The organism is Amycolatopsis marina, from assembly GCF_900111885.1.
GTDB classification, from domain to species: Bacteria; Actinomycetota; Actinomycetes; order Mycobacteriales; family Pseudonocardiaceae; genus Amycolatopsis; species Amycolatopsis marina.
In genome coordinates, this window is sequence record NZ_FOKG01000008.1 from 160,786 (window position 1) to 181,515 (window position 20,730).

Below are 20,730 nucleotides of genomic sequence, written 5' to 3' on the forward strand. Positions count from 1 at the left end.
TTATGCACGGGACATGTGAGTTTCCGGGCTCTTCTGCCTGGTGGACGGCCGGATCCGCAGGGCGCAGCGGGTGTGTTTCGGGCCATAAGTCACCGATCTGGGGGAGACTGACCCGGCTGGCGGGTTGACAATAGATCGTGATGACTACTGCCCGTACCAGTTCGGGTTCCCAGCGACACGATCTCGACACGAACCGGCGAGAACCGGCCACCGCACGCGTGCTCGGTGTGTCGCTCGCCATGGCGGCCGGGCTCGCGATGGCCGCACAGGGCCGGATCAACGGCGCCCTCGGTGTGGAGTTGCACGACGCGCTGCTCGCCGCGGTCATCTCCTTCGGTGGCGGACTGCTGGTACTCGTGGCCATGTTGCCGCTGACGCGGACGATGCGAGCCGGTCTGCGACGGCTCGCCGAGGCGCTGCGCGGCGGCTCGCTGAGCCCCTGGCAGTGCCTGGGCGGTGTGGGTGGTGCCATGTTCGTGGCCGGTCAGTCGGTCACCGTCGGGGTGCTCGGTGTCTCGCTGTTCACCGTCGGTGTCGTCGCGGGGCAGACCGTGAGCGGGCTTTTCGTCGACCGCGCGGGCCTCGGGCCCGCTGGGGCCCAGCGGCTGAGCGTCACTCGGGTGCTGGGCGCGGTGCTCACGCTCGTGGCGGTGGCGTGGTCGGTCTCCGGTGGTTTGAACCTGCCGGGCGGGCCGGGGCGGTTGTGGCTGCTGGCACTGCCCATGGTCGCCGGGGTGTTCGTGGCCGTGCAGCAGGCGATCAACGGGCACGTCGGCAAGGTCTCGGGCAGCGCGCTCACCGCGGCGCTGACCAACTTCACCGTCGGCACGATCGTGCTGGTGCTGGCCTGGCTGGTCTCCCTGCTGGTGAGCGGCGGCCCGACGGCCGCGCCGGACAACCCGGTGCTCTATCTCGGCGGCCTTGTCGGGATCGTGTTCATCGCGCTGGCGTCGTTCGTGGTCCGCTTGACCGGGGTGCTGTTGCTGGGGCTGGCCGCCATCGCGGGGCAGCTGATCGGCTCGGTGCTGCTCGACGTGTTCCTGCCCGCGGCGGGACACCCACTGACGGCCACCACCGTCGGCGGAACCGCGCTGGCGCTGGTCGCCGTGGTGATCGCGGGGATGGGCGGGCCGCGGGAGCGGCGGGCCCGTTTGGAACAATGACGCGCGTGACGGCGACTGTTCTGGACGGTAAGGCGACCAAGGACGCCATCTTCGCGGAGCTCGCGCCCCGCGTCGCGGCACTGGCCGAGCGGGGGGTCACTCCCGGTCTGGCGACCGTGCTGGTCGGCGACGACCCCGGCTCCCACTGGTACGTCAAGGCCAAGCACGCCGACAGTGCGAAGGTCGGCGTGACCTCGATCCGCAGGGACCTGCCTGCCGACATCTCCCAGCAGAAGCTGGAAGCGGTGATCGACGAGCTCAACGCCGACCCGGCCTGTACCGGCTACATCGTGCAGTTGCCACTGCCGAAACATCTGGACGAAGGTGCGGTGCTGGAGCGCATCGACCCGGCCAAGGACGCCGACGGCCTAGCCCCGGTGAGCCTCGGCAGGCTCGTGCTGAACCAGCCCACCGCGCTGCCCTGCACCCCGCGCGGGATTGTCGAGCTGCTGCGTCGGTACGAGGTCCCGATCGCCGGTGCGCGGGTGACCGTCGTCGGCAGAGGGATCACCGTCGGCAGGACGCTCGGGCTGCTGCTGACGAGGCGCAGCGAGAACGCGACCGTCACGCTCTGCCACACCGGCACGACCGATCTGGCCGCCGAGGTGCGCCGGGCCGACATCGTGATCGCCGCGGCGGGCGTGCCCGGGATCATCACCCCAGACATGGTGAAATCCGGTGCGGCGGTGCTCGACGTGGGGGTGTCCAGGGTGGACGGCGCACTGGCGGGCGATGTCGCCCCCGGCGTCGAGGAGGTGGCCGGATTCCTGTCGCCGAATCCCGGTGGGGTGGGTCCGATGACCAGGGCGATGCTGATCACCAACGTGGTCGAGGCCGCCGAACGGGCCGCGGCGGGTTGAGCGCGGTGACCTCCCCGCGGCGCGGCGGCCGCAGTCTGCTCGTGCACCTGCCGTTCGCGGTGGTCATGGCGCTGGTGGCGATCGCGGCGCTGCGCATCGGTATGTACCACTGGCGCCAGGGTGCGGCGCTGATCGGCGGCGCGCTCCTGGTGGCGTCCGTCCTGCGCGCGGCACTGACCGACGAGCAGGCGGGCCTGCTGAGCATCCGCGGCCGCAGCGTCGACATCCTCAGCTACGCGGGTCTCGGCATCCTGATCCTCTTCGTCGCGCTCACCATCACCGGCGGCCCGCTCGGCTGACCGAGCGGGCCCGCGTGGCCGTCAGGAACCGGCGGTCGCCATGGCCGGGGCCGGTGTGGGGGTGTCGGCGTCCTCACGGCGGTCCAGCGTGCCGGACACCACCGCGATGCTCAGGCCGAGCACGGCCAGGAACGCGCCGACCCAGTTGGGCGCCACCAGTCCGAGCCCGCCCGCGATGACGAGCCCACCCAGGTAGGCGCCGATCGAGTTGGCGATGTTGAACGCGGACTGCACCGCGGCCGAGACGAGCGAGGGGGTGCCGCCCGCCTTCTCCATGATCCGCGCCTGCATCATCGGGCCGATCATGAAGCCGGCCACGCCGACCAGGAAGATCGTGATCGCCGCACCGATCTTGCCCTGCGCGGTGATCGTGAAGACGGCGAGCACGGTGGCCAGCGCGGCCAGGGCTACGTACAGGCTCGGCATCAGCGCGCGGTCGGCGAGCCTGCCGCCGAGGAAGTTGCCCAGGGTCATGCCGAGCCCCGCCAGGGACAGCAGCAGCGTCACGCTGGCCGGCTGGAACCCGGCCACATCGGTCATCATCGGCGTGACGTAGCTCAGGCAGGCGAAGACACCGCCGAGGCCGAACGTCACGATCGCCAGCGCGAGCCAGACCTGCGGCTTGCGGAACGCGGCGAGTTCGCCGCGCAGGGACGTCTCCGCGGGCTTGCCCTGGTGCGGGACCAGCTTGGCGATGCAGCCGATGGCCGCCAGCCCGATCACCGCGACCAGTGCGAACGTCGCGCGCCAGCCGACCTGCTGGCCGAGCAGCGTGCCGAGGGGCACGCCGACGACGTTGGCCAGTGTCAGGCCCATGAACATCATCGACACCGCCTTGGCCCGGTCACCCTTCGCGACCAGGCTGGAGGCCACCACGGCACCCGCGCCGAAGAACGCGCCGTGCGGCAGGCCCGCGATGAAGCGGAAGACCACCCCGAGTTCGTGGTTCGGGGCCAGTGCGAACAGGACGTTGCCCGCGGTGAACAGGCCCATCATCGCCAGCAGCATGGTCTTGCGTGGCAGGCGCACGGCGACGGCCGTGAGCAGCGGGGCCCCAATGACCACGCCGAGGGCGTAGCCGGAGATGAGGTAGCCGGCGGACGGGATGGAGACACCGAAGTCGGCGGCGGCCTGCGGCAGCACGCCCATCATGACGAATTCGGTGGTCCCGATACCGAAGGCGCCGATGGCGAGTGCGAGCAGTGCGATGGGCACGGCTTTCCTTCCGAACGTGAACGGGCAGTTGCTGGACCGGCGTGCATCGAGCGGCACTGGATCGATACAGCAAGGGTTGAAAATCAAGGACGGCCGCGCGATCACCCCTGATCGGGCCGTCCTGGGTGGTTGCTCACGCGCCAGCAGGCCGGGAGCGCACTTCCAGTCCAACGCACGGCGACGCCGTTGTCATCCTGTTATCCGCGTGAGCCTGCCCACGCGCTCACTGTCGTGCGGCGAGCACCCCGTCGAGCAGGCCGGGGAACAGGACGTCGAGATCGTCCCTACGCAGCGCGCTGAACCTCGTCGTGCCCTGCTGGCGGGTGATCGTGATCCCCGATTCGCGCAGCGTGCGCAGGTGATGGGTGAGTGTGGACTTGCTCACGGCGACCTCGAAACCACCGCAGGAGATCTCGTCCGCCCCGGCCAGTTGCCGCACCATCGCGAGGCGGACCGGATCGGCCAGTGCCTGCAGCACCGACTCGATGCGGATCTCCGATCGGTCGGGAAACGGCAGCCGTTTCGTCTCCTCGGCGGTGTCCATCGGTCGATTGTACGACGGGATTCGAACTTCGTGATCGACGTAGTACGATCCGCTTCGAACTTTGATGGTCGTCGAACAAGGAACGGGGCTCGCGATGACCTCCCATCCGTACGCCTCCCGGACCTCGGTGCTGGCGCTGGGCACCTTCGCCGTGGGGACGAGTGGTTATGTCGTCGCGGGCCTGCTCCCCGCGCTCACCTCCGAGCTGCACGTCTCGGCGGCGACCGCGGCGCAACTCGTCACCGCGTTCGCGATCGCCTACGCCATCGGATCGCCGTTGTTCGCCGCCGTGACCGGGCGGTGGGAACGGCGCACCCTGCTGGTGGTGGCGCTGTTGGTGACCGCGCTCGGCAACGCGCTGGCCGCGCTCGCGCCCGGTTACGGTCTCCTGTTCGCGGCGCGGATGGTGACCGCGATCGGCGCCGCCGTCTTCACGCCCGCGGCGAGTGTGGTCGCCGCCGAGCTGAATCCGCCGGAGCGGAGGGGAAGAGCGGTGGCCGCGGTGTTCGGCGGGCTCACCCTGGCCACCATCTTCGGCGTGCCGCTGGGCAGTCTGCTGTCCGCACCGCTCGGCTACCGCTGGGTCTTCGCGCTGGTGGCGGTGTTCTCCGTGGCGGGAGCGCTGGCGATCCGGCTGGCGCTGCCCGAGGTCGCGCCGCAGCCACCGGTTCCGCTGGCCGCGCGGTTCACCGTCGCGCGCGACCCGAGGGCGATGGCCGTGCTCGTCACGACGGTGCTCGGCTGCACCGCCGCGTTCAGCGTCTACACCTTCATCACACCGGTGCTGGACGCGACCGCGGGGGTCACCGGCACGACGGTGAGCCTGCTCCTGCTCTGCTACGGCATCGGCGGCGCGCTCGGCAACTACGCCGGGGGCAGGGCGACCGACCGATGGGGGTCGCGGCGGCCGCTGCTCGTCGTCATCTCGGGGCTCACCGTGGTGCTGGTGGCGCTCCCGCTACTGGCGACCACGGTGCCGGGAGCGGCGGTGTTGCTCCTGCTCTGGGGGCTCACCACCTGGTCGTTCAACCCTCCCGTCCAGCACAGGCTCATCGAACTCGGCGGCCGGGACGCGGGGCTGCTGCTTTCCCTCAACGCCTCGGCCATCTACCTGGGTGTCGGGTTGTCCGGCGTCGTCGGCGGGGTTGTGCTCACCCACTCGGGTCCCACGACGCTGCCGCCCGCGGCAGCCGCGCTCACCGCGATCGGCGGGCTTGTGGTGCTGTTCTTCGGCTGGCGCGCACCGGCGCGCGACCGTCGTGCGCCGGTGAGTGCCACCGCGGGCGGTGGCGCCGGTCAGTCGCGGTGTCCCTCGACCTCACAGTCGGGGCCGGGATAGATCAGCCGCTCGTGCCCGTCGGTGAACCGCACCCAGTAGGGCGGTCTGCCGTCGGTGCCGCGTACCTCGAGGATCTCGCCACGCCGTTCGGCTGAGCCGACCGTGCGGCCGTGCACGCGGATCTCGTCTCCCACTGTCGCCTGCATCGTGCATCACCTCCGCCCATCCAGGGTAGGAGCCCGGCACGGTGCGGTCGAGGGGGCGCCACGGTCGGGAAACGGCCGCGACGGCGCCATCGCGCGGGCCCTACAGTGGAGTGGATGGCCGAGGTAATCGATCGGGTCGACGGTGAGTGCGGCGAACTGGTGCTGCGGCGCTGCGGTGCTGACCTGGAAGTGATCGCGGACGGCATGTTCCTGATGGACACACGGGACGGCAGGTCCGAGCGGCTCCTGGTGACGGCCGCCGCCGACCTGCTGGAGCCGGAAGCCTCGATGGTGATCGGCGGCCTCGGTGTCGGGTTCTCGCTGCGGGCCGCGCTGGAGCATCCCGCGATCGGTGACGTCGTGGTCGTGGAGCGGGAGTCGGCCGTGGTCGACTGGAACCGCACGGGCCCGCTGCGGGAGGTGCACGGGGACGCGCTCGCCGACGAACGGGTAAGGCTCGTCCACGACGACCTCGTGCACTGGCTTTCCCATGGCGCCGAGCGCTTCGACGCGCTGTGCCTGGACATCGACAATGGTCCGGAATGGACACTCGGTGAGGGCAACGCCGCGCTGTACGACGCGCAGGGGCTGGACCTGCTCACCGCCCGCCTGCGCGAGGGCGGGCTGCTCGCGGTGTGGAGCGCGCACGCGAGCGAGGCGTTCACCCGCACGCTGCGAGAACGCTTCGACGAGGTACGGGTGCTCGACGTCCCGGTCCCGCGAGGAGAACCCGACGTGGTCTGGCTCGCGCGCCGCTGAGCACCCCATCCCCGGGATTCGTCGACGAATTCCCGGTCGGCCGGTCAGCGCAGTTCCGGCAGCACCTTCGTCGACCAGGCCTCGAAGAACGCCTCCTGGTCGGGGCCGATCTGCTGGACGTAGACCTCGTCGAAGTCGGCGTCACCGAAGGCCTGTACCGCCTGGATGTGCTTGGCGGGATCCGGGCCGCACGGCACGGCGCCCCGCACCATGTCCTCGGTGACCAGCGTGCTCGCCTGCTCGAAGTCACGTGGATTCGGCAACGCCTGCCCGAGCTGGCCCGGCAGTTGTTCGGTGGCCCAGAGCCGGTGCGCGGTCGCCACCCCCGCGTCCTCGCTGTCCGCCCAGCAGACCTTCATGCCGCCCTGGACGGGCTTGTCGTCGCCACCGTTGTCGCGGAACGCGTGCACGAGGCTGTGATCAGGCAGCACGGTGCAGAAGCCGTCACCCGTCCGGCCCGCGCGCCTGGCGGCCTGGGGGCCGAACCCCGAGACATAGATCGGCACCGGTTGCTCCGGCAGGGTGTACAGCTGCGCCTGCTGCACGGTGTAGTGCTCGCCGTAGTGGCTCACCTGGCCACCGGCGTGCAGTCTGCGGATGATGTCGATGGCCTCGTCCAGCATGGTCCGCCGCACCGCGGGCGGTGGCCACGCGTCGCCGAGGATGTGCTCGTTGAGTGCCTCGCCGGTGCCGACGCCGAGCACGAACCGCCCATCGGTCTGCACCGCGGCCGTCGCGGCGGCCTGGGCGATGACGGCCGGATGGATACGGACGGTCGGGCAGGTCACCGCGGTGGTGATCGGCAACGAACAGGCCTGCGAGAGGGCGCCGATCACCGACCAGACGAACGGACTGTTGCCCTGTTCCGACGTCCACGGGTGGTAGTGGTCGGAGATCCAGAGCCGCTCGAACCCGGCCTCCTCGGCCATCTTCGCCTGCCGGACGAGTTCGTTCGGCCCGAACTCCTCGCAGGACAGGAAGTATCCGATGCTCACCATGTTCGAGCCGTACCCGCGGTGGTCAGCGAGGAAACCATTCAGGCACGCAGCTCGCGGTGCCCAATTGGGCGTTCCGTTCCGCTCGCGGGCCTGGACAGCGGGTGCCCGAGGCGACGTAGATTGCAGTTGGGTGCGAACGGCCGATGTGGCGGCGTTACCGCTGGGTAACCCAGGTGCGGAACACGCGGGCGACGTTTACCAGTACGCTTGTACCGCTTGCACAGTGTCGAACAGGCCGAACACGACGAACACGAACGTGCAGAACACGAGACGCGCAGATCCGCGGAAGGAGCACCGCTGCTCATGGCCAAGATCAAGGTCGAGGGCACCGTCGTAGAGCTCGACGGTGATGAGATGACCCGCATTATCTGGCAGTTCATCAAGGACAAGCTGGTTCATCCGTACCTGGACATCAACCTCGAGTACTACGACCTGGGCATCGAGGAGCGGGACCGCACCGACGACCAGGTGACCGTCGACTCAGCCAACGCCATCAAGAAGCACGGTGTCGGCGTGAAGTGCGCCACCATCACGCCGGACGAGGCGCGGGTCGAGGAGTTCGGCCTGAAGAAGATGTGGCTCTCGCCCAACGGCACCATCCGCAACATCCTCGGCGGGGTGATCTTCCGCGAGCCGATCGTCATCCAGAACATCCCCCGGTTGGTCCCCACCTGGACGAAGCCGATCATCATCGGCCGTCACGCGCACGGCGACCAGTACAAGGCCACCAACTTCAAGGTTCCCGGCCCCGGCACGCTGACCATCAGCTACACACCCGACGACGGTTCCGAGCCGATGGAGTTCGAGGTCGCGAAGTTCCCCGAGGGCGGCGGCGTCGCGATGGGGATGTACAACTACCGCAAGTCCATCGAGGACTTCGCCCGCGCATCGCTGCAGTACGGGCTCGACCGGGAGTACCCGGTCTACATGTCGACCAAGAACACGATCCTCAAGGCCTACGACGGCATGTTCAAGGACGTGTTCGAGGAGATCTACCAGGCCGAGTTCAAGGCCGACTTCGACGCGAAGGGCATCACCTACGAGCACCGCCTGATCGACGACATGGTCGCCGCGGCGATGAAGTGGGAGGGCGGCTACGTCTGGGCGTGCAAGAACTACGACGGTGACGTGCAGTCCGACACCGTCGCGCAGGGCTTCGGCTCGCTCGGCCTGATGACCTCGGTGCTGCGCACGCCGGACGGCCGGACCGTCGAGGCCGAGGCCGCGCACGGCACGGTGACCCGCCACTACCGGCAGCACCAGCAGGGCAAGCCGACCTCGACCAACCCGATCGCGTCCATCTTCGCCTGGACCCGTGGTCTGGAGCACCGTGGCAAGCTCGACGGCAACTCCGAGCTGATCGACTTCGCGCACAAGCTGGAGCAGGTCGTCGTCGAGACCGTCGAGAGCGGCAAGATGACGAAGGACCTGGCGCTGCTCATCAGCAAGGAGCACCCGTACCAGACCACCGAGGAGTTCCTCGCGACGCTGGACGAGAACCTGGCCAAGAAGATCGCCCAGGGCTGACGCGACTCATCGGCCCGTTGCCGCCCGGGGCCACTCCCGCCGCTCTCACGCGGGGGAGTGGCCCCGGCGGTGTTGCTCAGGACGGTGCGGCGAGCCGGCGCACGGTGGACACGATGTGCGTGTTCGGCACACCCTTCACCAGATAGGCGTCAACGCCCGTCAGCGCCATCGCCTCCTGGGACGCGGTGTCCGAGTACGCGGACAGCGCGACGAGCCGGACGGCAGGGACACGCCTGCGGATCTCCCGTGCCGCGGCCACGCCACCTCCACCCGCCATGCGCAGGTCGAGCACGGCGACATCGGGCTCGCGCTGCTCGACCAGCGCGATCGCCTCGGCGGTGTCACCGGCCGCGGCCACCACCTCGAGGTCGGGTTCGGCGTTGAGCACGGCCCGCAGGGCGTCCCGGATCAACGCGTCGTCGTCGGCGATAACCACACGGACCTGGCGCGGGGCGTTCACAACGTGCCGATCAGCCGGGCGGCGTCGTCGTTGGTGGGAACCCAGAAATCGACGCTCAAGCCCGCTCCCGGCTCGCTCGTCACCTTCCACCACCCGCCCGCCGCCTCGGCACGCTCGTGCATGTCCATGAATCCGAAGTGGTCGGTGGCGGTGTGCCGCACCGCGGGCAGGTCCGCTCCCACACCGTCGTCGCGGACGGTGACGTGCACGCCGTAGCCCAGTGACCGCAACAACACCTCGACGTTCTTGGCGTTGGCGTGCTTCTGGACGTTGGCAAGGGCCTCCTGAATGATGCGGAAGATCGTCACCGAGACCTCCTGCTCCGGCTCCTCGGACAGCTCCACGGCGAGGCGGAACTCGAATCCACCCTGGGCGCTCACCTGTCGCAGGTAGGAGCCGATGGCATCGGCCAGCCCTTCGTCGTCCAGCTCGGGTGGGCGCAGCCGGAACACCAGGTTGCGCAACCGCGTGATACTCGAGTCGACGGACCTGAGCAGCATGTCCACCTCCTGCCGCTGAACGTCGTCCACCCTGGAGGCGAGCAACTGCAGCCGCATCGAGGCCGCCACCATCGCCTGGATCGAGTCGTCGTGCACGTCCCAGGCGATCCTGCGACGCTCCATCTCCTGCGCCTTCACCAGATGCGCGAACAACCGCCGCCGGTTGTGCAGCGCCTGTTCCGCGCGCACCCGCTCCGTCATGTCCCTGGTCGCCTTGCCGAAGCCCTGGAGCGTGCCGGACTCGTCGAAGACGGCGGTGATCACGACGTTCGCCCAGAACCGGCTGCCGTCCTTGCGCAGTCGCCACCCTTCGTCCTCGAAGCGCCCCTCGACCGCGGCTACGGCCAGTTCTCGCCCTGGTTTGTCCGACACGATGTCCTCGATCGGATAGAAGGTGGAGAAGTGCCGGCCGATGATCTCGTTCGCCCGGTAGCCCTTGATGCGCTCGGCGCCCGTGTTCCAGGTCGCCACGTGCCCCTGCGCGTCCAACATGAAAATCGCGTAGTCCCGGACGTTGTGGATGAACAGCCGGAACGACTCGTCGGACGGTTCGTCGCGGTGCCGCCACTGTTCACGGCGCGGCGGCTCGCTGCTGCTGGTCATACCCCTGAGACTGGCATGCGCGAACTCGTCCTGCGTGCTCAGTAGGCCCCTACTGGCGCCCTTTCGCTGTCGATTTCGCACCAGACCACCTTGCCTGCCGGGTGGGTTCGCACGCCCCACGAGTCCGAAAGCTGGTCCACCAGGGTCAGGCCCCAGCCACCCGAAGGACCACCTTCCTTCCGGACGGGCAGGAGGCTGCTCGAGTCCTCGACCTCGAGACGAAGCCGTGGCCCCGTCCGTCGCAGCCGCAGAATCGGCTTGTACACGGTGTGCCGCAGGACGTTGGCCACCAGTTCGGACGCGATCTGCACCGCATCCTCGGCCACGCTGCCGAGCCCCCACGCGCGCAACGTGTCACCGACGAAGCGCCGGGCGGTGGACTGGCTGCTCAGCACAGCGGGCAGGGACGTACTCACCTCCGCCACAGGGTGGCTTCGCTGCTCCATGTCCAACATCATCGGCGGGGGACCGGATCACGACAAGACGCAGGAAAACACAACGAACTGGTGCATCTGCATCAGTCGATGAGTCCTTCCCGTCTGGCGACGGCCACCGCTTCCAGTTTGGAGTGTGCGCCGAGCTTGACCAGGACCCGCTGAATGTGGTTCCGGACGGTGTTCTTGGCGAGTCGCAGTTTCTCGGCGATCTGCTCCGTGGTGGCGCCGCTGGCGAGCAGGACGAGGGCCTCGTGTTCCCGGGGCGTCAGCGGCGTCGTGGCGGAACGGCCGGTCAGCCGGTCGAAGACCTCGCCGAGCAACTGGGTGCCGAACACGGCCTCGCCCGTGGCCACTCTGCGGACGGCGGTGACGAGGTCGTCCAGGCCCGCGGACTTCACCACCAGCCCGCCACCGCCTGCCGCCACGGCGCGTGCTGCGACCGACGGACTCGCTTCGCCGGTGAGGACGAGCACCGCGGAGTGCGGCGAGGATTCACGGATGGCGCCGATGCGCTCGATCCCGTCCCCGTCCGGCAGCCTGCGGTCCAGCACGACCACGCGTGGTTGATGCGCGCGGACCTGGGTGAGCGCTTCCGCTCCCGTGCGCGCACGGGCCACGATCCGGATGTCCGGGATCGGTTCGAAGGCCAACTGGATGGCCTCGGCCACCATGTCGTGGTCCTCCACGAGCACGACATCGATCGGTGCGGCAGGCGGGTCCGATGGTGCGTGGGACACCCGGCCTCCTCACCTCTCCGGCTGGACACTGATTCTCCGCGAGACTTCCCCACGATTTTAGGTTGTCCTCACCTCAACTGCCGGGTGACCGGCCAAACGGTAACCTTGAGTTAGGCCAGTGCTACCGCACTGGCCCTGGCGAGTGGTTCCACTCCTCAGCCCTGTCCTCTTTGTGAGCCTGCCCTTACCCTGACCGGAGACCTGTCCGCGGCCGGAGGAGCAGGCGTGGTTCTCGGCATACCGAAGCGAATGCTGATCATCATCGCGGTGGTGGCCGGCGTTGTCCTCATCTATCTGACCAGCGCGACCGAACGCACTTCCGAAGGCGCAGAGGGCGGCGGTGCGGGTCCGACGGGCTGCCGGATGGTGGTCACCGCCGATGTGCTCAACGTGCGGGCCGGTCCTGGCACGAACACCCAGATCGTGGGCAAGTTCAAGGAGAACGCCGAGACCGACGCGGAACTCGTTGTGCGGGACGGCTTCCGCAAACTCGGCGAGAACAGGTGGGCGTCGGTTGAATTCCTCAAGCCCGTCGGCGGGGCCGACTGCGGCTGAAGCGGTGGTTCACAGGCCGATCTCGAGTCCGTCCTCCGCGGCGATGATCCGCCCTTCGAACACGGCAGCTGCCTCGGTGACCGATCTGATCCGGTCGCTGCCTGGCCAGAAATGCGTCAGCAGCAGTGTTCTCGCTCGGGCGCGTGCCGCCCAGGTACCGGCTTCGGTAGCCGTCATCACGTAGCGGGGGGTGGTGTCCGGCGCGGGTCCCTGCAGGGTCGCGTCGGCGATGAACAGGTCGGCGTTCTCGGCCAGCCGGGCGAGCTCGGGGCTGGGACCGCTGTCACCGGTGTACGCCACGACGAGACCCGGTGCGCTGAGCCGCACGCCGATGTCGGGCACGTGGTGCGGCAGCGGGAACCCGGTGAGGCGGAACGGCCCCAACTCCTGGGTGCCTTCGATGTCGTGCACCTCGAACACCGCGTGCGGGTCGGGCCGGGGCTCGGTGCTTTCCAGTACGCGCAGAACTCCTGGTGGGCAGTACAGCGGCAGTTGCCGCCGGCGTTCGGCGAAATAGTGCGCCCTGCCGACGGCGGTCAGGTCCGCGCAGTGGTCCGGATGTTCGTGCGTGATCACCACCGCGTCCACCGCGCGGTCCTGACAGTGTTCGAACAGCCGCGATGCCGTGCCATAGCCCAGGTCGAGTACCACCCGAAACCCGTCGTACTCGAGCAGGTACCCACTGCACGCACCGCCGGGCTCCGGCCACGCCCCACTGCTGCCGAGCACCCGTAGTCGTCGCATCCGGCCAGTCTGCCAACGAGTCTGTCGGTCCGCGCCGGTAGCCTCCCGGGCGTGCTCACCGTCTCCACCGTGAATGTCAATGGTCTTCGTGCTGCCGCCAAGAAGGGGTTCGTCGAGTGGCTCGCGGCCACCGACGCCGATGTCGTCGCCTGCCAGGAGGTACGCGCCGAACCGGAGCAACTTTCGGACGGTGTCCGGGAGCCGGAAGGCTGGCACGCCGTGCACGCGCCCTGCGCGGTCAAGGGCCGCAACGGCGTCTCGCTGTACAGCAGGCAGGAGCCGGAGGCCGTGCGGATCGGCTTCGGGGAGGCCGAGTTCGACCACAGCGGGCGCTATCTGGAGGTGCAGCTGCCCGACCTGGTGGTGGCGAGTCTCTACCTGCCCAGCGGTGACGTGGGCACGCCACGTCAGGAGGAGAAGGAGCGCTTCATGGCGGCGTTCCTGCCCTATCTCGCGGAGCTGCGCGGGAAGGCCGCCGCAGCGGATCGCGAGGTGCTCGTGGTGGGCGACTGGAACATCGCGCACGCCGAGGTCGACCTGAAGAACTGGCGGACGAACCGGAAGAACTCCGGCTTCCTGCCCGAGGAACGGGCGTGGCTGGGCCGGGTGTTCGACGAGGTGGGCTATGTCGACGTGCAGCGCAGGCTAGACCCCGAAGGCCCTGGTCCGTACACCTGGTGGTCCTACCGCGGCAAGGCGTTCGACAACGACTCGGGATGGCGCATCGACCTCCAGGTCGCGACCCCCGGGCTGGCCGGACGCGCAGTCAAGGCCACCGTGGAGCGCGCCGAGACCTATGACGCCCGCTGGTCCGACCACGCGCCCCTGACGGTGTCGTACGGGTCGTGAGCACCCCGCCGCCAGGTCCACTCGGTGAGTCGCTAGTCTCGGCCCCCGAGTTGCTGCTTCCACACCGGGCTTGACACGCTCGGTAGCTTTCAACTCGAGCAAGCCCCCCTTTTGGGGGAAGCATGATTGCGTTCTCGTAACGGGAGGCACTTCGGTGCGCAGTGCTCTGGCAGAGCTGATGCGGTCGTCGGCGGCCAAGGTCCGGACCGTGGCGGTGCTGACCCTGGGTGCGCTGGCGTCGCTCGTGGCGACGGCCGGCACCGCGACAGCCGAGCAGGCGGCACGGGTGGAGCCGAACACGGTCACCTTCGGCCTGCTGGGGCCGGTCGGCCTGGTCGCGGTCGTGCTCGGCATCGTCGGAATGGCAGCGGGTGTCGTGCGGCAGCGCAGGCGTGTACGCGCCACCGCGGCGGCTGGTTCCGGGGACACCATGAGCGGTCAGGTCTCCGCGATGGCCGGGGCGATGCTCGCCGAGGGCGCCACCCGCACGGACTTGACCACGACCTCCCCCCGGACCCCGGCGGTCTGACCCACTCCGCGCGTTGGCGGGAAAGCGCCAGCCGGTGGCCCCGGAGCGCAAATATTCCTGCGCGTGGGGACAAATGCCTCACATCAAAACGCCTTACCGCCGGCACTGCTCGTCCGTAGTCTCGGATCATGGCTGACGACGTGTCGATCACCCCGCCCGCTGCACTGGAGACCCCGCCGAGTCCCTCCGCCCTGCGCCGCGCGCTCAGGCGTGCCGAGGACGGCGTGGCTCTCGACGTCACCGAGTCCGCGGTGCTGCTGCACTCGCGGGATGCGGATCTGGAGCGGCTGCTGGCCGCGGCGGGGAAGGTGCGCGACGCCCACCTCGCCGATCAGGGGCGCACGGGCATCGTGACCTACAGCCGCAAGGTGTTCATCCCGCTGACCAGGCTGTGCCGTGACCGGTGTCACTACTGCACCTTCGTCACGGTGCCCGGCAAGCTGCACTCGATGTACCTCGAACGGGACGAGGTAATCGAGATCGCCAGGGCCGGAGCCGCCGCGGGCTGCAAGGAGGCGCTGTTCACCCTCGGCGACCGGCCGGAGGACCGCTGGCCGCAGGCCAAGGAGTGGCTGGACGAGCGCGGCTACGAGTCGACACTGGACTACGTCCGCGCCTGCGCCATCGCGGTGCTGGAGGAGACCGGTCTACTGCCGCACCTCAACCCCGGCGTGATGAGCTGGGAGGAGATGACGCGGCTGAAGCCGGTGTCGCCGAGCATGGGGATGATGCTGGAGACCACCGCCGAGCGGTTGTGGTCGGAGAAGGGCGGGCCGCACTACGGCAGCCCGGACAAGGACCCCGCCGTCCGCCTGCGCGTGCTCGACGACGCGGGCCGGGTGGGCGTTCCGTTCACCACCGGCATCCTGGTCGGCATCGGCGAGAACCACACCGAGCGGGCCGAGTCGCTGCACGCGATCCGCGCCCGCGCGCGGCAGTTCCGCAACGTGCAGGAGATCATCGTGCAGAACTTCCGCGCCAAGCCGGACACGGCGATGCGCGCGGCTCCCGACGCCGACCTGCAGGACCTCGCCGCCACCGTCGCTGTGGCGCGACTGCTGATGCCGCCTGGCGTCAGCGTTCAGGCGCCGCCGAACCTCGTCGGCGACGAGCACGCACTCCTGCTGCGGGCAGGTATCGACGACTGGGGCGGGGTTTCTCCGCTGACCCCGGACCACGTCAACCCGGAACGTCCCTGGCCGCAGATCAGTGAGCTGGCCGGCTGGACCGCCGAGGCCGGGTTCACTCTGCGCGAGCGGCTGACGGTCTACCCGAAGTACGTCCGTTCGGCGGAGAAGTGGATCGACATCCGGTTGCACGAGCACGTCTCGGCGCTGGCCACCGAGGACGGCCTCGCCGACGAGGGGGCGGTGGTCGAGGGCCGCGCCTGGCAGGAGCCGGACGGCGGGCTGGACACGACCGGCCGGTCCGACCTGCACACCGCCATCGACACCGAGGGGCGAACCGGGGACCGGCGCGGGGACTTCGACAGCGTCTACGGCGACTGGGAGATGCTCAAGCAGCAGGTTCCCGACGCGACCGCCCCGCAGCGCCTGGACGACGACGTGCGCACCGGCCTTCGCCTGGCCGCCGACGACCCCGCGGCGCTGCTCGACGAGCGCAACAGCGCGGCGGCGATGGCCCTGCTGACCGCGGAGGGCCCGGCGCTGGAGACGCTGGCCGGGCTCGCCGACGAACTGCGGGCCGACGTGGTGGGTGACGACATCACCTACGTCGTCAACCGCAACATCAACTTCTCCAACGTCTGTTATGTCGGCTGCCGGTTCTGCGCCTTCGCCCAGCGCGAGCGGGACGCGGACGCCTTCCGGCTGTCGGTGCGGGACGTGGCCGCCAGGGCCGTCGAGGCCGCCGAGGCAGGCGCGACCGAGGTGTGTATGCAGGGCGGCATCGACCCGAAGCTGCCGATCACCTACTACGCCGACGTCGTCCGGGCGATCAAGGCCGCGGTCCCGGACATGCACGTCCACGCCTTCTCCCCGATGGAGATCGTCTCCGCCGCCTCGAAGGCCGGGGTGAGCGTGCACGAATGGCTCACCGAACTGCGCGACGCCGGACTCGGCTCCATCCCGGGCACGGCGGCGGAGATCCTCGACGACGACGTGCGCTGGGTGCTCACCAAGGGCAAACTGCCCGCACAGACCTGGATCGACGTCGTGTCCACGGCGCACCGCCTCGGCATCCCGTCGTCGTCGACGATGATGTACGGCCACGTCGACCACCCCGGCCACTGGCTGGGGCACCTGCGCGTGCTGTCCAGGATCGCGGCGGACACCGGGGGTTTCACCGAGTTCGTCGGCCTGCCGTTCGTGCACCACAACGCGCCGATCTACCTGGCAGGCGTGGCCCGGCCGGGCCCGACGATGCGGGACAACCGCGCGGTGCACGCCTTCGCCAGGCTGGGCCTGCACGGCCGGATCGACAACGTGCAGTGCTCCTGGGTCAAGCTCGGTGACGAGGGGACGGCGCAGGTGCTGCGCGGCGGTGCGAACGACATCGGCGGGACGCTGATGGAGGAGACGATCTCGCGCATGGCGGGCTCGGAGCACGGCTCGTCGCGTACCGCCGACGAGCTGAACCATCTGGCCGGGTTGGCCGGACGATCCTCGCGGCAGCGCACCACCACCTACGACAAGCGGCTCGAACCGCTCGATGTCCTCTCCTGACACGCTTTGAAAACACGGCTGGGAGCGGGTGCCTGCCCGCTCCCAGCCGTTGTCGTCGGAACTATCCGGTGTAGCGGGCGATCCAGCTCGAGTAGTACGGCACGTCGACGTAGATCGACGGGCCGGTGGCGCAGGTGCTGCTGTTGTTCCCCGCGCGGCTGGTGGCGCCGATCAGCTGCCACACGCCGTTGACCCGCTTGATCTGCGGGCCACCGGAGTCGCCGTAGCAGGCGCCGGAGTTGTTGTTCGGGTTGTCGGTGCAGATCTCACTGGCAGCGTAGATCCCGGAGCACTCCCGGTCGCTGACGATGGAGGTGTCCAGCTGCTGCAGGGTGACCGGGGCACCGCAGGCACCGCGCGGCGCGCAGGTCTGGCCCCAGCCGATGATCCGAGTGCCGGTGCCGACCGGGCCGGAGGAGGAGGCGATCGAGATCGGCGCCCGGTTGGTGATCTGGGTGGACAGGCGCAGCAGCGCGAGGTCGGCGGACGGGTGGGCGATCCGCTGGGCGACGCGAGCGACGGTGCCGCCGCTCGTGCGGTTGGTGGTGCCGACGCGCACCTGGTAGGGCGTGCCGCAGTGGGCGGCGGTGACCACCCAGCCGGGCTTGATCAGTGAGCCACCACAGGAATGGCTGCCCCAGCTCGACTGCAGCGAGGCCATGAACGAGTACGTTTCGGTGGCGTTGCCGCCGCCGACGATCAACGGTTCGACGCCGGCCGGTTCGGCCGAGGCCGTCGCCGGTACCGCCGTTGCGGCCAGTGCCGTCGCCGCCGCGAGTAGGAGGCCGGAGAGCAGGGACCGTGCCTTCATGGGTTCTCCTTCGGTAATCCCGAACGGGTGATTCGGTATCGAAAGGAACGGTAGAAAGCTGCCCGGAGTAACAGAACCGTCGGAAGTAGGTCCCGTTTAACTGTTTAGTACTTTTGTCGGGTGACGGTTCACCGCCCCTGCCGATAGTGGTCTCGCCGGGCGACCTCGCCGTCGGGTCGGTGCGGCGGCCTGAGAGAATCCGAGCGTGTCCGACGCTTCCGCATCTCCCGAGCAGGCCCGCAGGCCCCGCGTGCTCTCCGGCATCCAGCCGACCTCCGACTCCTTCCACCTTGGCAACTACCTCGGTGCGTTGCGCGAGTGGGTGAGTCTGCAGGAGACACACGAGACCTTCTACATGGTGGTCGACCTGCACGCGATCACCGTGGAGCATGATCCGAAGATGCTGCTGGAGCGGACCCGGCGCTCGGCGGCGCAGTTGCTCGCACTCGGTGTCGACCCGGAACGCAGCGCGCTGTTCGTCCAGAGCCAGGTGCCCGAGCACGCCCAGCTGAGCTGGGTGCTGGAATGCCAGACCGGCTTCGGCGAGGCGGGCCGGATGACGCAGTTCAAGGACAAGGCCGCCAAACAGGGGACGGACAGGGCGAGCGTCGGGCTGTTCACCTACCCGGTGCTGCAGGCCGCCGACATCCTGCTCTACCAGGCCAACGCGGTCCCGGTCGGGGAGGACCAGCGCCAGCATCTCGAGTTGTCGCGCAACCTCGCACAGCGGTTCAACCACCGTTTCGGCAAGACACTGACGGTGCCGGAGCCGCACATCGTGAAGGACACGGCCAAGATCTTCGACCTGCAGGAACCCACCTCGAAGATGAGCAAGTCGGCGTCCTCGACGAACGGGCTGATCGAGTTGCTCGATGACCCGAAGCGCTCGGCGAAGAAGATCCGTTCCGCGGTGACCGACACCGGCCGCGAGGTCGTTTTCGACCGGGAGAACAAGGCCGGCGTTGCCAATTTGCTCACCATCTACTCGGCGCTGACCGAGCGGACCGTCGCGGAGCTGGAAACGGCTTACGAGGGCCGGGGTTACGGCGACCTGAAAAAGGATCTGGCCGAGGTTCTGGTCGAGTTCGTGACGCCGTTCCAGGACCAGGTCCGGTCCTATCTGGACGACGTGGCCGAGTTGGACAAACTGCTCACCTGTGGTGCGGACCGGGCCCGTGAGGTGGCCGTGCCGACGCTGGCCGCGGTGTACGAGCGGATCGGCTTCCTCCCTCCCGCCCGTCTCCCCCCACCACCCAAAAGGTAGGCGCTTCGCGCCTCAGTCCTACTCCGTCCGCTAACCGGTATCCGCCCGCGGGTGGGTGTCCGAAATGCTCCACCGGCGGGTGCGTTCGTGCGCGGCTTCCTCCCGCCGAGGTTCCCGGTGGATCAGCACCGAGAGCCGGTGGTAGGCATTCAGCAGTTCGGTCCTTGCCTCGTCGTGTTCGCGGGCCACGGCATGCCGCAACGCCTCCTCGATCGCGGCGAGCACGATCGGCTCCACAGCGGACAGCGTGCGGGCGGCTTCGTTGGTGCTCTCGCGCAGCCGCGCCAGCAGTACCTCGGCCTGGCGCCCGCCCTCGGTGATCGTCAGCGCGGGAATCAACAGCCTGAGCTGGGTGTGCAACCGGGCGAGCAGCGCGCGCACGTCATCGGGTGCTGAAGCGTTCACCGTTTGCTCCTTCCCCGGCGGACCGCGTCCCACTCGTCGCAAGGTCCCGTCGCGACCGTCCCATAGTGGGACGCACGACCGTGTCGGGTGTGACGCTACGCCAGACGCGTTCTCCGGGCCGACTGCCGGTGTCTCCGATGCACAGGTCTTCATCGGCCGGTGCTCGCGTTGCGGGGTTCCGGTCGCGTGGTTAGCGTTCTTCCGTGGGAGACAGGGACGAGCGCGCCGAGTCCAAGCAGGGCGAGTCCGCCGAGCCGGACAAGGAGAAGCTGCTGGCGAGGCTGCGCCGGAAGTACCCGTGGCTGGACCACCTCGTCCGCGCGGCTGATTCGTTCAACGAGAACTACGGCAACCACTACGCCGCGGCGATCACCTACTTCAGCGTCCTTTCGGTGATCCCCATCCTGATGGTCGGGTTCGCGATCGCCGGGTTCGTCCTCGCGGGCAACCGCGAGATCATCGACCAGATCACCGAGGGCATCAACAACTCCGTGCCCGAGGGCCTCAACGACATCGCCAACAGCATCGTGGACACCGCGGTGGAGTCCGGTGGCGGCCTCGGTCTCATCGGTCTGGCGCTGGCGCTCTACTCCGGCATCGGCTGGATGTCGAACCTGCGCGACGCGCTGACCGCGCAGTGGGGACAGGAGAAGAAGCAGGTGCCGATCGTCTCGAAGACGATCAAGGACCTCACCGCGCTGCTCGGCCTCGGTGCGGCGCTCCTGGTGTCGTTCGCCATCACGGCCGCGGGCAGCGGTCTCGGCCGGCTGCTGCTCGAACTGGTCGGGCTCGAGGACGAGGGCTGGGCGGTGTTCCTGCTCAAGCTGGCCACCATTGTGCTGTCGCTGCTGGCGAACCTCCTGGTGTTCCTCTGGGTCATCGCCAGGTTGCCGAGGGAGAAGGTCGCGCTGCGCAGCGCCGTCAAGGGCGCGGCGATCGCGGCGGTCGGCTTCGTCATCCTCCAGCAGGTCGCCACGTACTACCTGCAGGGATTGTCGGACAAGCCGTCGTTCGCCGTGTTCGGCCCCGTCCTCGGTCTGCTGATCTTCGCCAACCTGGTCTCCCGCTTCCTGCTGTTCGTCACGGCGTGGACGGCCACCGCCAAGGAGAACGCCACCAGGACGGTGGAGCCGCCGCCGCCGGCGGTGATCCGGCCGCAGGTCGTGGTCCGCCGCAGCCTCGGCGCCGGTGCGACGGCGGGCGCCTTCAGCGCGGGAGCGCTCCTCGCCTGGCTCGCCGGGCGCCGCACCCGCTGAATTCGTCGACGAATTCCCGCGAGGACCGCGGTCCGTCGGTGGGGGT

23 protein-coding genes are annotated in these 20,730 nt (G+C 69.1%); 12 read left to right on the forward strand and 11 right to left on the reverse strand.

The genetic code is table 11. The features are described from left to right. The first annotated feature begins 140 nt into the window (after positions 1 to 140). The 3 genes from BM199_RS15265 (at position 141) to BM199_RS15275 (ending at position 2,322) form a co-directional block, all read left to right on the forward strand. Positions 141 to 1,163: a DMT family transporter gene (locus BM199_RS15265; protein ID WP_091673873.1), complete on the forward strand. Its 1,023-nt coding sequence runs from the start codon at positions 141 to 143 to the stop codon at positions 1,161 to 1,163. Positions 1,164 to 1,168: 5 nt separating this feature from the next. Further along, entirely contained in the window at positions 1,169 to 2,023 is an 855-nt protein-coding gene (locus tag BM199_RS15270) for a bifunctional methylenetetrahydrofolate dehydrogenase/methenyltetrahydrofolate cyclohydrolase (protein WP_091673874.1), read from the forward strand. 65 nt (positions 2,024 to 2,088) lie between these two features. Then, positions 2,089 to 2,322, forward strand: a complete 234-nt coding sequence (locus BM199_RS15275; protein WP_091674006.1) for a DUF3017 domain-containing protein — start codon at positions 2,089 to 2,091, stop codon at positions 2,320 to 2,322. Between the two features lie 21 nt (positions 2,323 to 2,343). Here the strand turns inward: BM199_RS15275 and BM199_RS15280 are convergent, their stop codons facing one another. Beyond that, positions 2,344 to 3,537 carry an MFS transporter gene (locus BM199_RS15280; protein WP_091674007.1) on the reverse strand — a complete coding sequence of 398 codons (1,194 nt, stop codon included), beginning with the start codon at positions 3,535 to 3,537 and terminating at the stop codon, positions 2,344 to 2,346. Positions 3,538 to 3,760: 223 nt separating this feature from the next. Continuing rightward, positions 3,761 to 4,081, reverse strand: coding sequence for an ArsR/SmtB family transcription factor (locus BM199_RS15285; protein WP_091673875.1), 321 nt, complete (start codon positions 4,079 to 4,081; stop codon positions 3,761 to 3,763). A 94-nt stretch (positions 4,082 to 4,175) separates the two neighbouring features. Here BM199_RS15285 and BM199_RS15290 point away from each other — a divergent pair, with 94 nt between their 5' ends. Continuing rightward, entirely contained in the window at positions 4,176 to 5,420 is a 1,245-nt protein-coding gene (locus BM199_RS15290; RefSeq protein ID WP_091673876.1) for an MFS transporter, read from the forward strand. On the opposite strand, the gene BM199_RS15295 is transcribed toward BM199_RS15290, so the two are convergent. After that, positions 5,378 to 5,566, reverse strand: coding sequence for a DUF1918 domain-containing protein (locus BM199_RS15295; protein WP_091673877.1), 189 nt, complete (start codon positions 5,564 to 5,566; stop codon positions 5,378 to 5,380). The genes BM199_RS15290 and BM199_RS15295 overlap by 43 nt on opposite strands. Before the next feature lie 114 nt (positions 5,567 to 5,680). On the opposite strand from BM199_RS15295, the gene BM199_RS15300 reads away from it, so the two are divergent. Further along, entirely contained in the window at positions 5,681 to 6,325 is a 645-nt protein-coding gene (locus BM199_RS15300) for a spermine/spermidine synthase domain-containing protein (RefSeq protein ID WP_091673878.1), read from the forward strand. Positions 6,326 to 6,369: 44 nt separating this feature from the next. Here BM199_RS15300 and BM199_RS15305 read toward each other — a convergent pair whose 3' ends face one another. After that, the gene (locus BM199_RS15305; RefSeq protein ID WP_091673879.1) at positions 6,370 to 7,323 is read right to left on the reverse strand and encodes a TIGR03557 family F420-dependent LLM class oxidoreductase; all 954 of its coding nucleotides are present in this window, start codon (positions 7,321 to 7,323) and stop codon (positions 6,370 to 6,372) included. Between the two features lie 303 nt (positions 7,324 to 7,626). Here BM199_RS15305 and BM199_RS15310 point away from each other — a divergent pair, with 303 nt between their 5' ends. Further along, positions 7,627 to 8,850 carry an NADP-dependent isocitrate dehydrogenase gene (locus BM199_RS15310; RefSeq protein WP_091674008.1) on the forward strand — a complete coding sequence of 408 codons (1,224 nt, stop codon included), beginning with the start codon at positions 7,627 to 7,629 and terminating at the stop codon, positions 8,848 to 8,850. 76 nt (positions 8,851 to 8,926) lie between these two features. Here the strand turns inward: BM199_RS15310 and BM199_RS15315 are convergent, their stop codons facing one another. The 4 genes from BM199_RS15315 to BM199_RS15330 form a co-directional block, all read right to left on the reverse strand. After that, positions 8,927 to 9,310 (reverse strand): response regulator, encoded by a 384-nt coding sequence (locus BM199_RS15315; RefSeq protein WP_245788377.1) that lies wholly within the window; start codon positions 9,308 to 9,310, stop codon positions 8,927 to 8,929. Beyond that, positions 9,307 to 10,413, reverse strand: coding sequence for a PAS domain-containing sensor histidine kinase (locus BM199_RS15320; RefSeq protein ID WP_091673880.1), 1,107 nt, complete (start codon positions 10,411 to 10,413; stop codon positions 9,307 to 9,309). Before BM199_RS15320 ends, BM199_RS15315 begins: the two co-directional genes overlap by 4 nt. 38 nt (positions 10,414 to 10,451) lie before the next feature. Continuing rightward, complete coding sequence (locus tag BM199_RS15325; protein WP_091673881.1) at positions 10,452 to 10,859, reverse strand: ATP-binding protein; 408 nt, start codon at positions 10,857 to 10,859, stop codon at positions 10,452 to 10,454. A gap of 71 nt (positions 10,860 to 10,930) precedes the next feature. Continuing rightward, positions 10,931 to 11,587, reverse strand: coding sequence for a response regulator transcription factor (locus tag BM199_RS15330; RefSeq protein ID WP_281245701.1), 657 nt, complete (start codon positions 11,585 to 11,587; stop codon positions 10,931 to 10,933). 225 nt (positions 11,588 to 11,812) lie between these two features. Here BM199_RS15330 and BM199_RS15335 point away from each other — a divergent pair, with 225 nt between their 5' ends. Beyond that, positions 11,813 to 12,142 carry an SH3 domain-containing protein gene (locus BM199_RS15335; protein ID WP_245788378.1) on the forward strand — a complete coding sequence of 110 codons (330 nt, stop codon included), beginning with the start codon at positions 11,813 to 11,815 and terminating at the stop codon, positions 12,140 to 12,142. A gap of 9 nt (positions 12,143 to 12,151) precedes the next feature. On the opposite strand, the gene BM199_RS15340 is transcribed toward BM199_RS15335, so the two are convergent. Then, positions 12,152 to 12,886, reverse strand: coding sequence for an MBL fold metallo-hydrolase (locus tag BM199_RS15340; RefSeq protein WP_091673882.1), 735 nt, complete (start codon positions 12,884 to 12,886; stop codon positions 12,152 to 12,154). Between the two features lie 51 nt (positions 12,887 to 12,937). Here BM199_RS15340 and BM199_RS15345 point away from each other — a divergent pair, with 51 nt between their 5' ends. From BM199_RS15345 to BM199_RS15355, 3 genes are all read left to right on the forward strand, one after another. Then, a complete protein-coding gene (locus tag BM199_RS15345; RefSeq protein WP_091673883.1) occupies positions 12,938 to 13,735 on the forward strand; it encodes an exodeoxyribonuclease III in 798 nt (265 codons plus the stop codon). Between the two features lie 154 nt (positions 13,736 to 13,889). Continuing rightward, on the forward strand, positions 13,890 to 14,264 hold the full coding sequence (locus BM199_RS15350) for a hypothetical protein (RefSeq protein ID WP_425425529.1): 375 nt from the start codon (positions 13,890 to 13,892) through the stop codon (positions 14,262 to 14,264). Positions 14,265 to 14,392: 128 nt separating this feature from the next. Continuing rightward, entirely contained in the window at positions 14,393 to 16,948 is a 2,556-nt protein-coding gene (locus tag BM199_RS15355) for a bifunctional FO biosynthesis protein CofGH (RefSeq protein ID WP_091673884.1), read from the forward strand. Between the two features lie 61 nt (positions 16,949 to 17,009). Here the strand turns inward: BM199_RS15355 and BM199_RS15360 are convergent, their stop codons facing one another. Then, positions 17,010 to 17,759: a S1 family peptidase gene (locus tag BM199_RS15360; protein WP_091673885.1), complete on the reverse strand. Its 750-nt coding sequence runs from the start codon at positions 17,757 to 17,759 to the stop codon at positions 17,010 to 17,012. 205 nt (positions 17,760 to 17,964) lie between these two features. Between BM199_RS15360 and trpS the strand changes: the two genes are divergently transcribed. Beyond that, complete coding sequence (trpS, locus tag BM199_RS15365; RefSeq protein WP_091673886.1) at positions 17,965 to 19,023, forward strand: tryptophan--tRNA ligase; 1,059 nt, start codon at positions 17,965 to 17,967, stop codon at positions 19,021 to 19,023. Positions 19,024 to 19,053: 30 nt separating this feature from the next. On the opposite strand, the gene BM199_RS15370 is transcribed toward trpS, so the two are convergent. Further along, a complete protein-coding gene (locus BM199_RS15370) occupies positions 19,054 to 19,428 on the reverse strand; it encodes a hypothetical protein (RefSeq protein ID WP_091673887.1) in 375 nt (124 codons plus the stop codon). Between the two features lie 203 nt (positions 19,429 to 19,631). On the opposite strand from BM199_RS15370, the gene yhjD reads away from it, so the two are divergent. Then, a complete protein-coding gene (gene yhjD, locus BM199_RS15375; protein ID WP_091673888.1) occupies positions 19,632 to 20,684 on the forward strand; it encodes an inner membrane protein YhjD in 1,053 nt (350 codons plus the stop codon). The last annotated feature ends 46 nt before the right edge of the window (positions 20,685 to 20,730 follow it).

Bases quoted from the DNA above. Each gene is read 5' to 3' on its own strand.
- BM199_RS15265 (WP_091673873.1), top strand. From the start codon at position 141: ATGACTACTGCCCGTACCAGTTCGGGTTCCCAGCGACACGATCTCGAC.
- BM199_RS15275 (WP_091674006.1), top strand. From the start codon at position 2,089: ATGGCGCTGGTGGCGATCGCGGCGCTGCGCATCGGTATGTACCACTGG.
- BM199_RS15285 (WP_091673875.1), bottom strand. From the start codon at position 4,081: ATGGACACCGCCGAGGAGACGAAACGGCTGCCGTTTCCCGACCGATCG.
- BM199_RS15290 (WP_091673876.1), top strand. From the start codon at position 4,176: ATGACCTCCCATCCGTACGCCTCCCGGACCTCGGTGCTGGCGCTGGGC.
- BM199_RS15295 (WP_091673877.1), bottom strand. From the start codon at position 5,566: ATGCAGGCGACAGTGGGAGACGAGATCCGCGTGCACGGCCGCACGGTC.
- BM199_RS15300 (WP_091673878.1), top strand. From the start codon at position 5,681: ATGGCCGAGGTAATCGATCGGGTCGACGGTGAGTGCGGCGAACTGGTG.
- BM199_RS15305 (WP_091673879.1), bottom strand. From the start codon at position 7,323: ATGGTGAGCATCGGATACTTCCTGTCCTGCGAGGAGTTCGGGCCGAAC.
- BM199_RS15310 (WP_091674008.1), top strand. From the start codon at position 7,627: ATGGCCAAGATCAAGGTCGAGGGCACCGTCGTAGAGCTCGACGGTGAT.
- BM199_RS15320 (WP_091673880.1), bottom strand. From the start codon at position 10,413: ATGACCAGCAGCAGCGAGCCGCCGCGCCGTGAACAGTGGCGGCACCGC.
- BM199_RS15325 (WP_091673881.1), bottom strand. From the start codon at position 10,859: ATGGAGCAGCGAAGCCACCCTGTGGCGGAGGTGAGTACGTCCCTGCCC.
- BM199_RS15340 (WP_091673882.1), bottom strand. From the start codon at position 12,886: ATGCGACGACTACGGGTGCTCGGCAGCAGTGGGGCGTGGCCGGAGCCC.
- BM199_RS15355 (WP_091673884.1), top strand. From the start codon at position 14,393: ATGGCTGACGACGTGTCGATCACCCCGCCCGCTGCACTGGAGACCCCG.
- BM199_RS15360 (WP_091673885.1), bottom strand. From the start codon at position 17,759: ATGAAGGCACGGTCCCTGCTCTCCGGCCTCCTACTCGCGGCGGCGACG.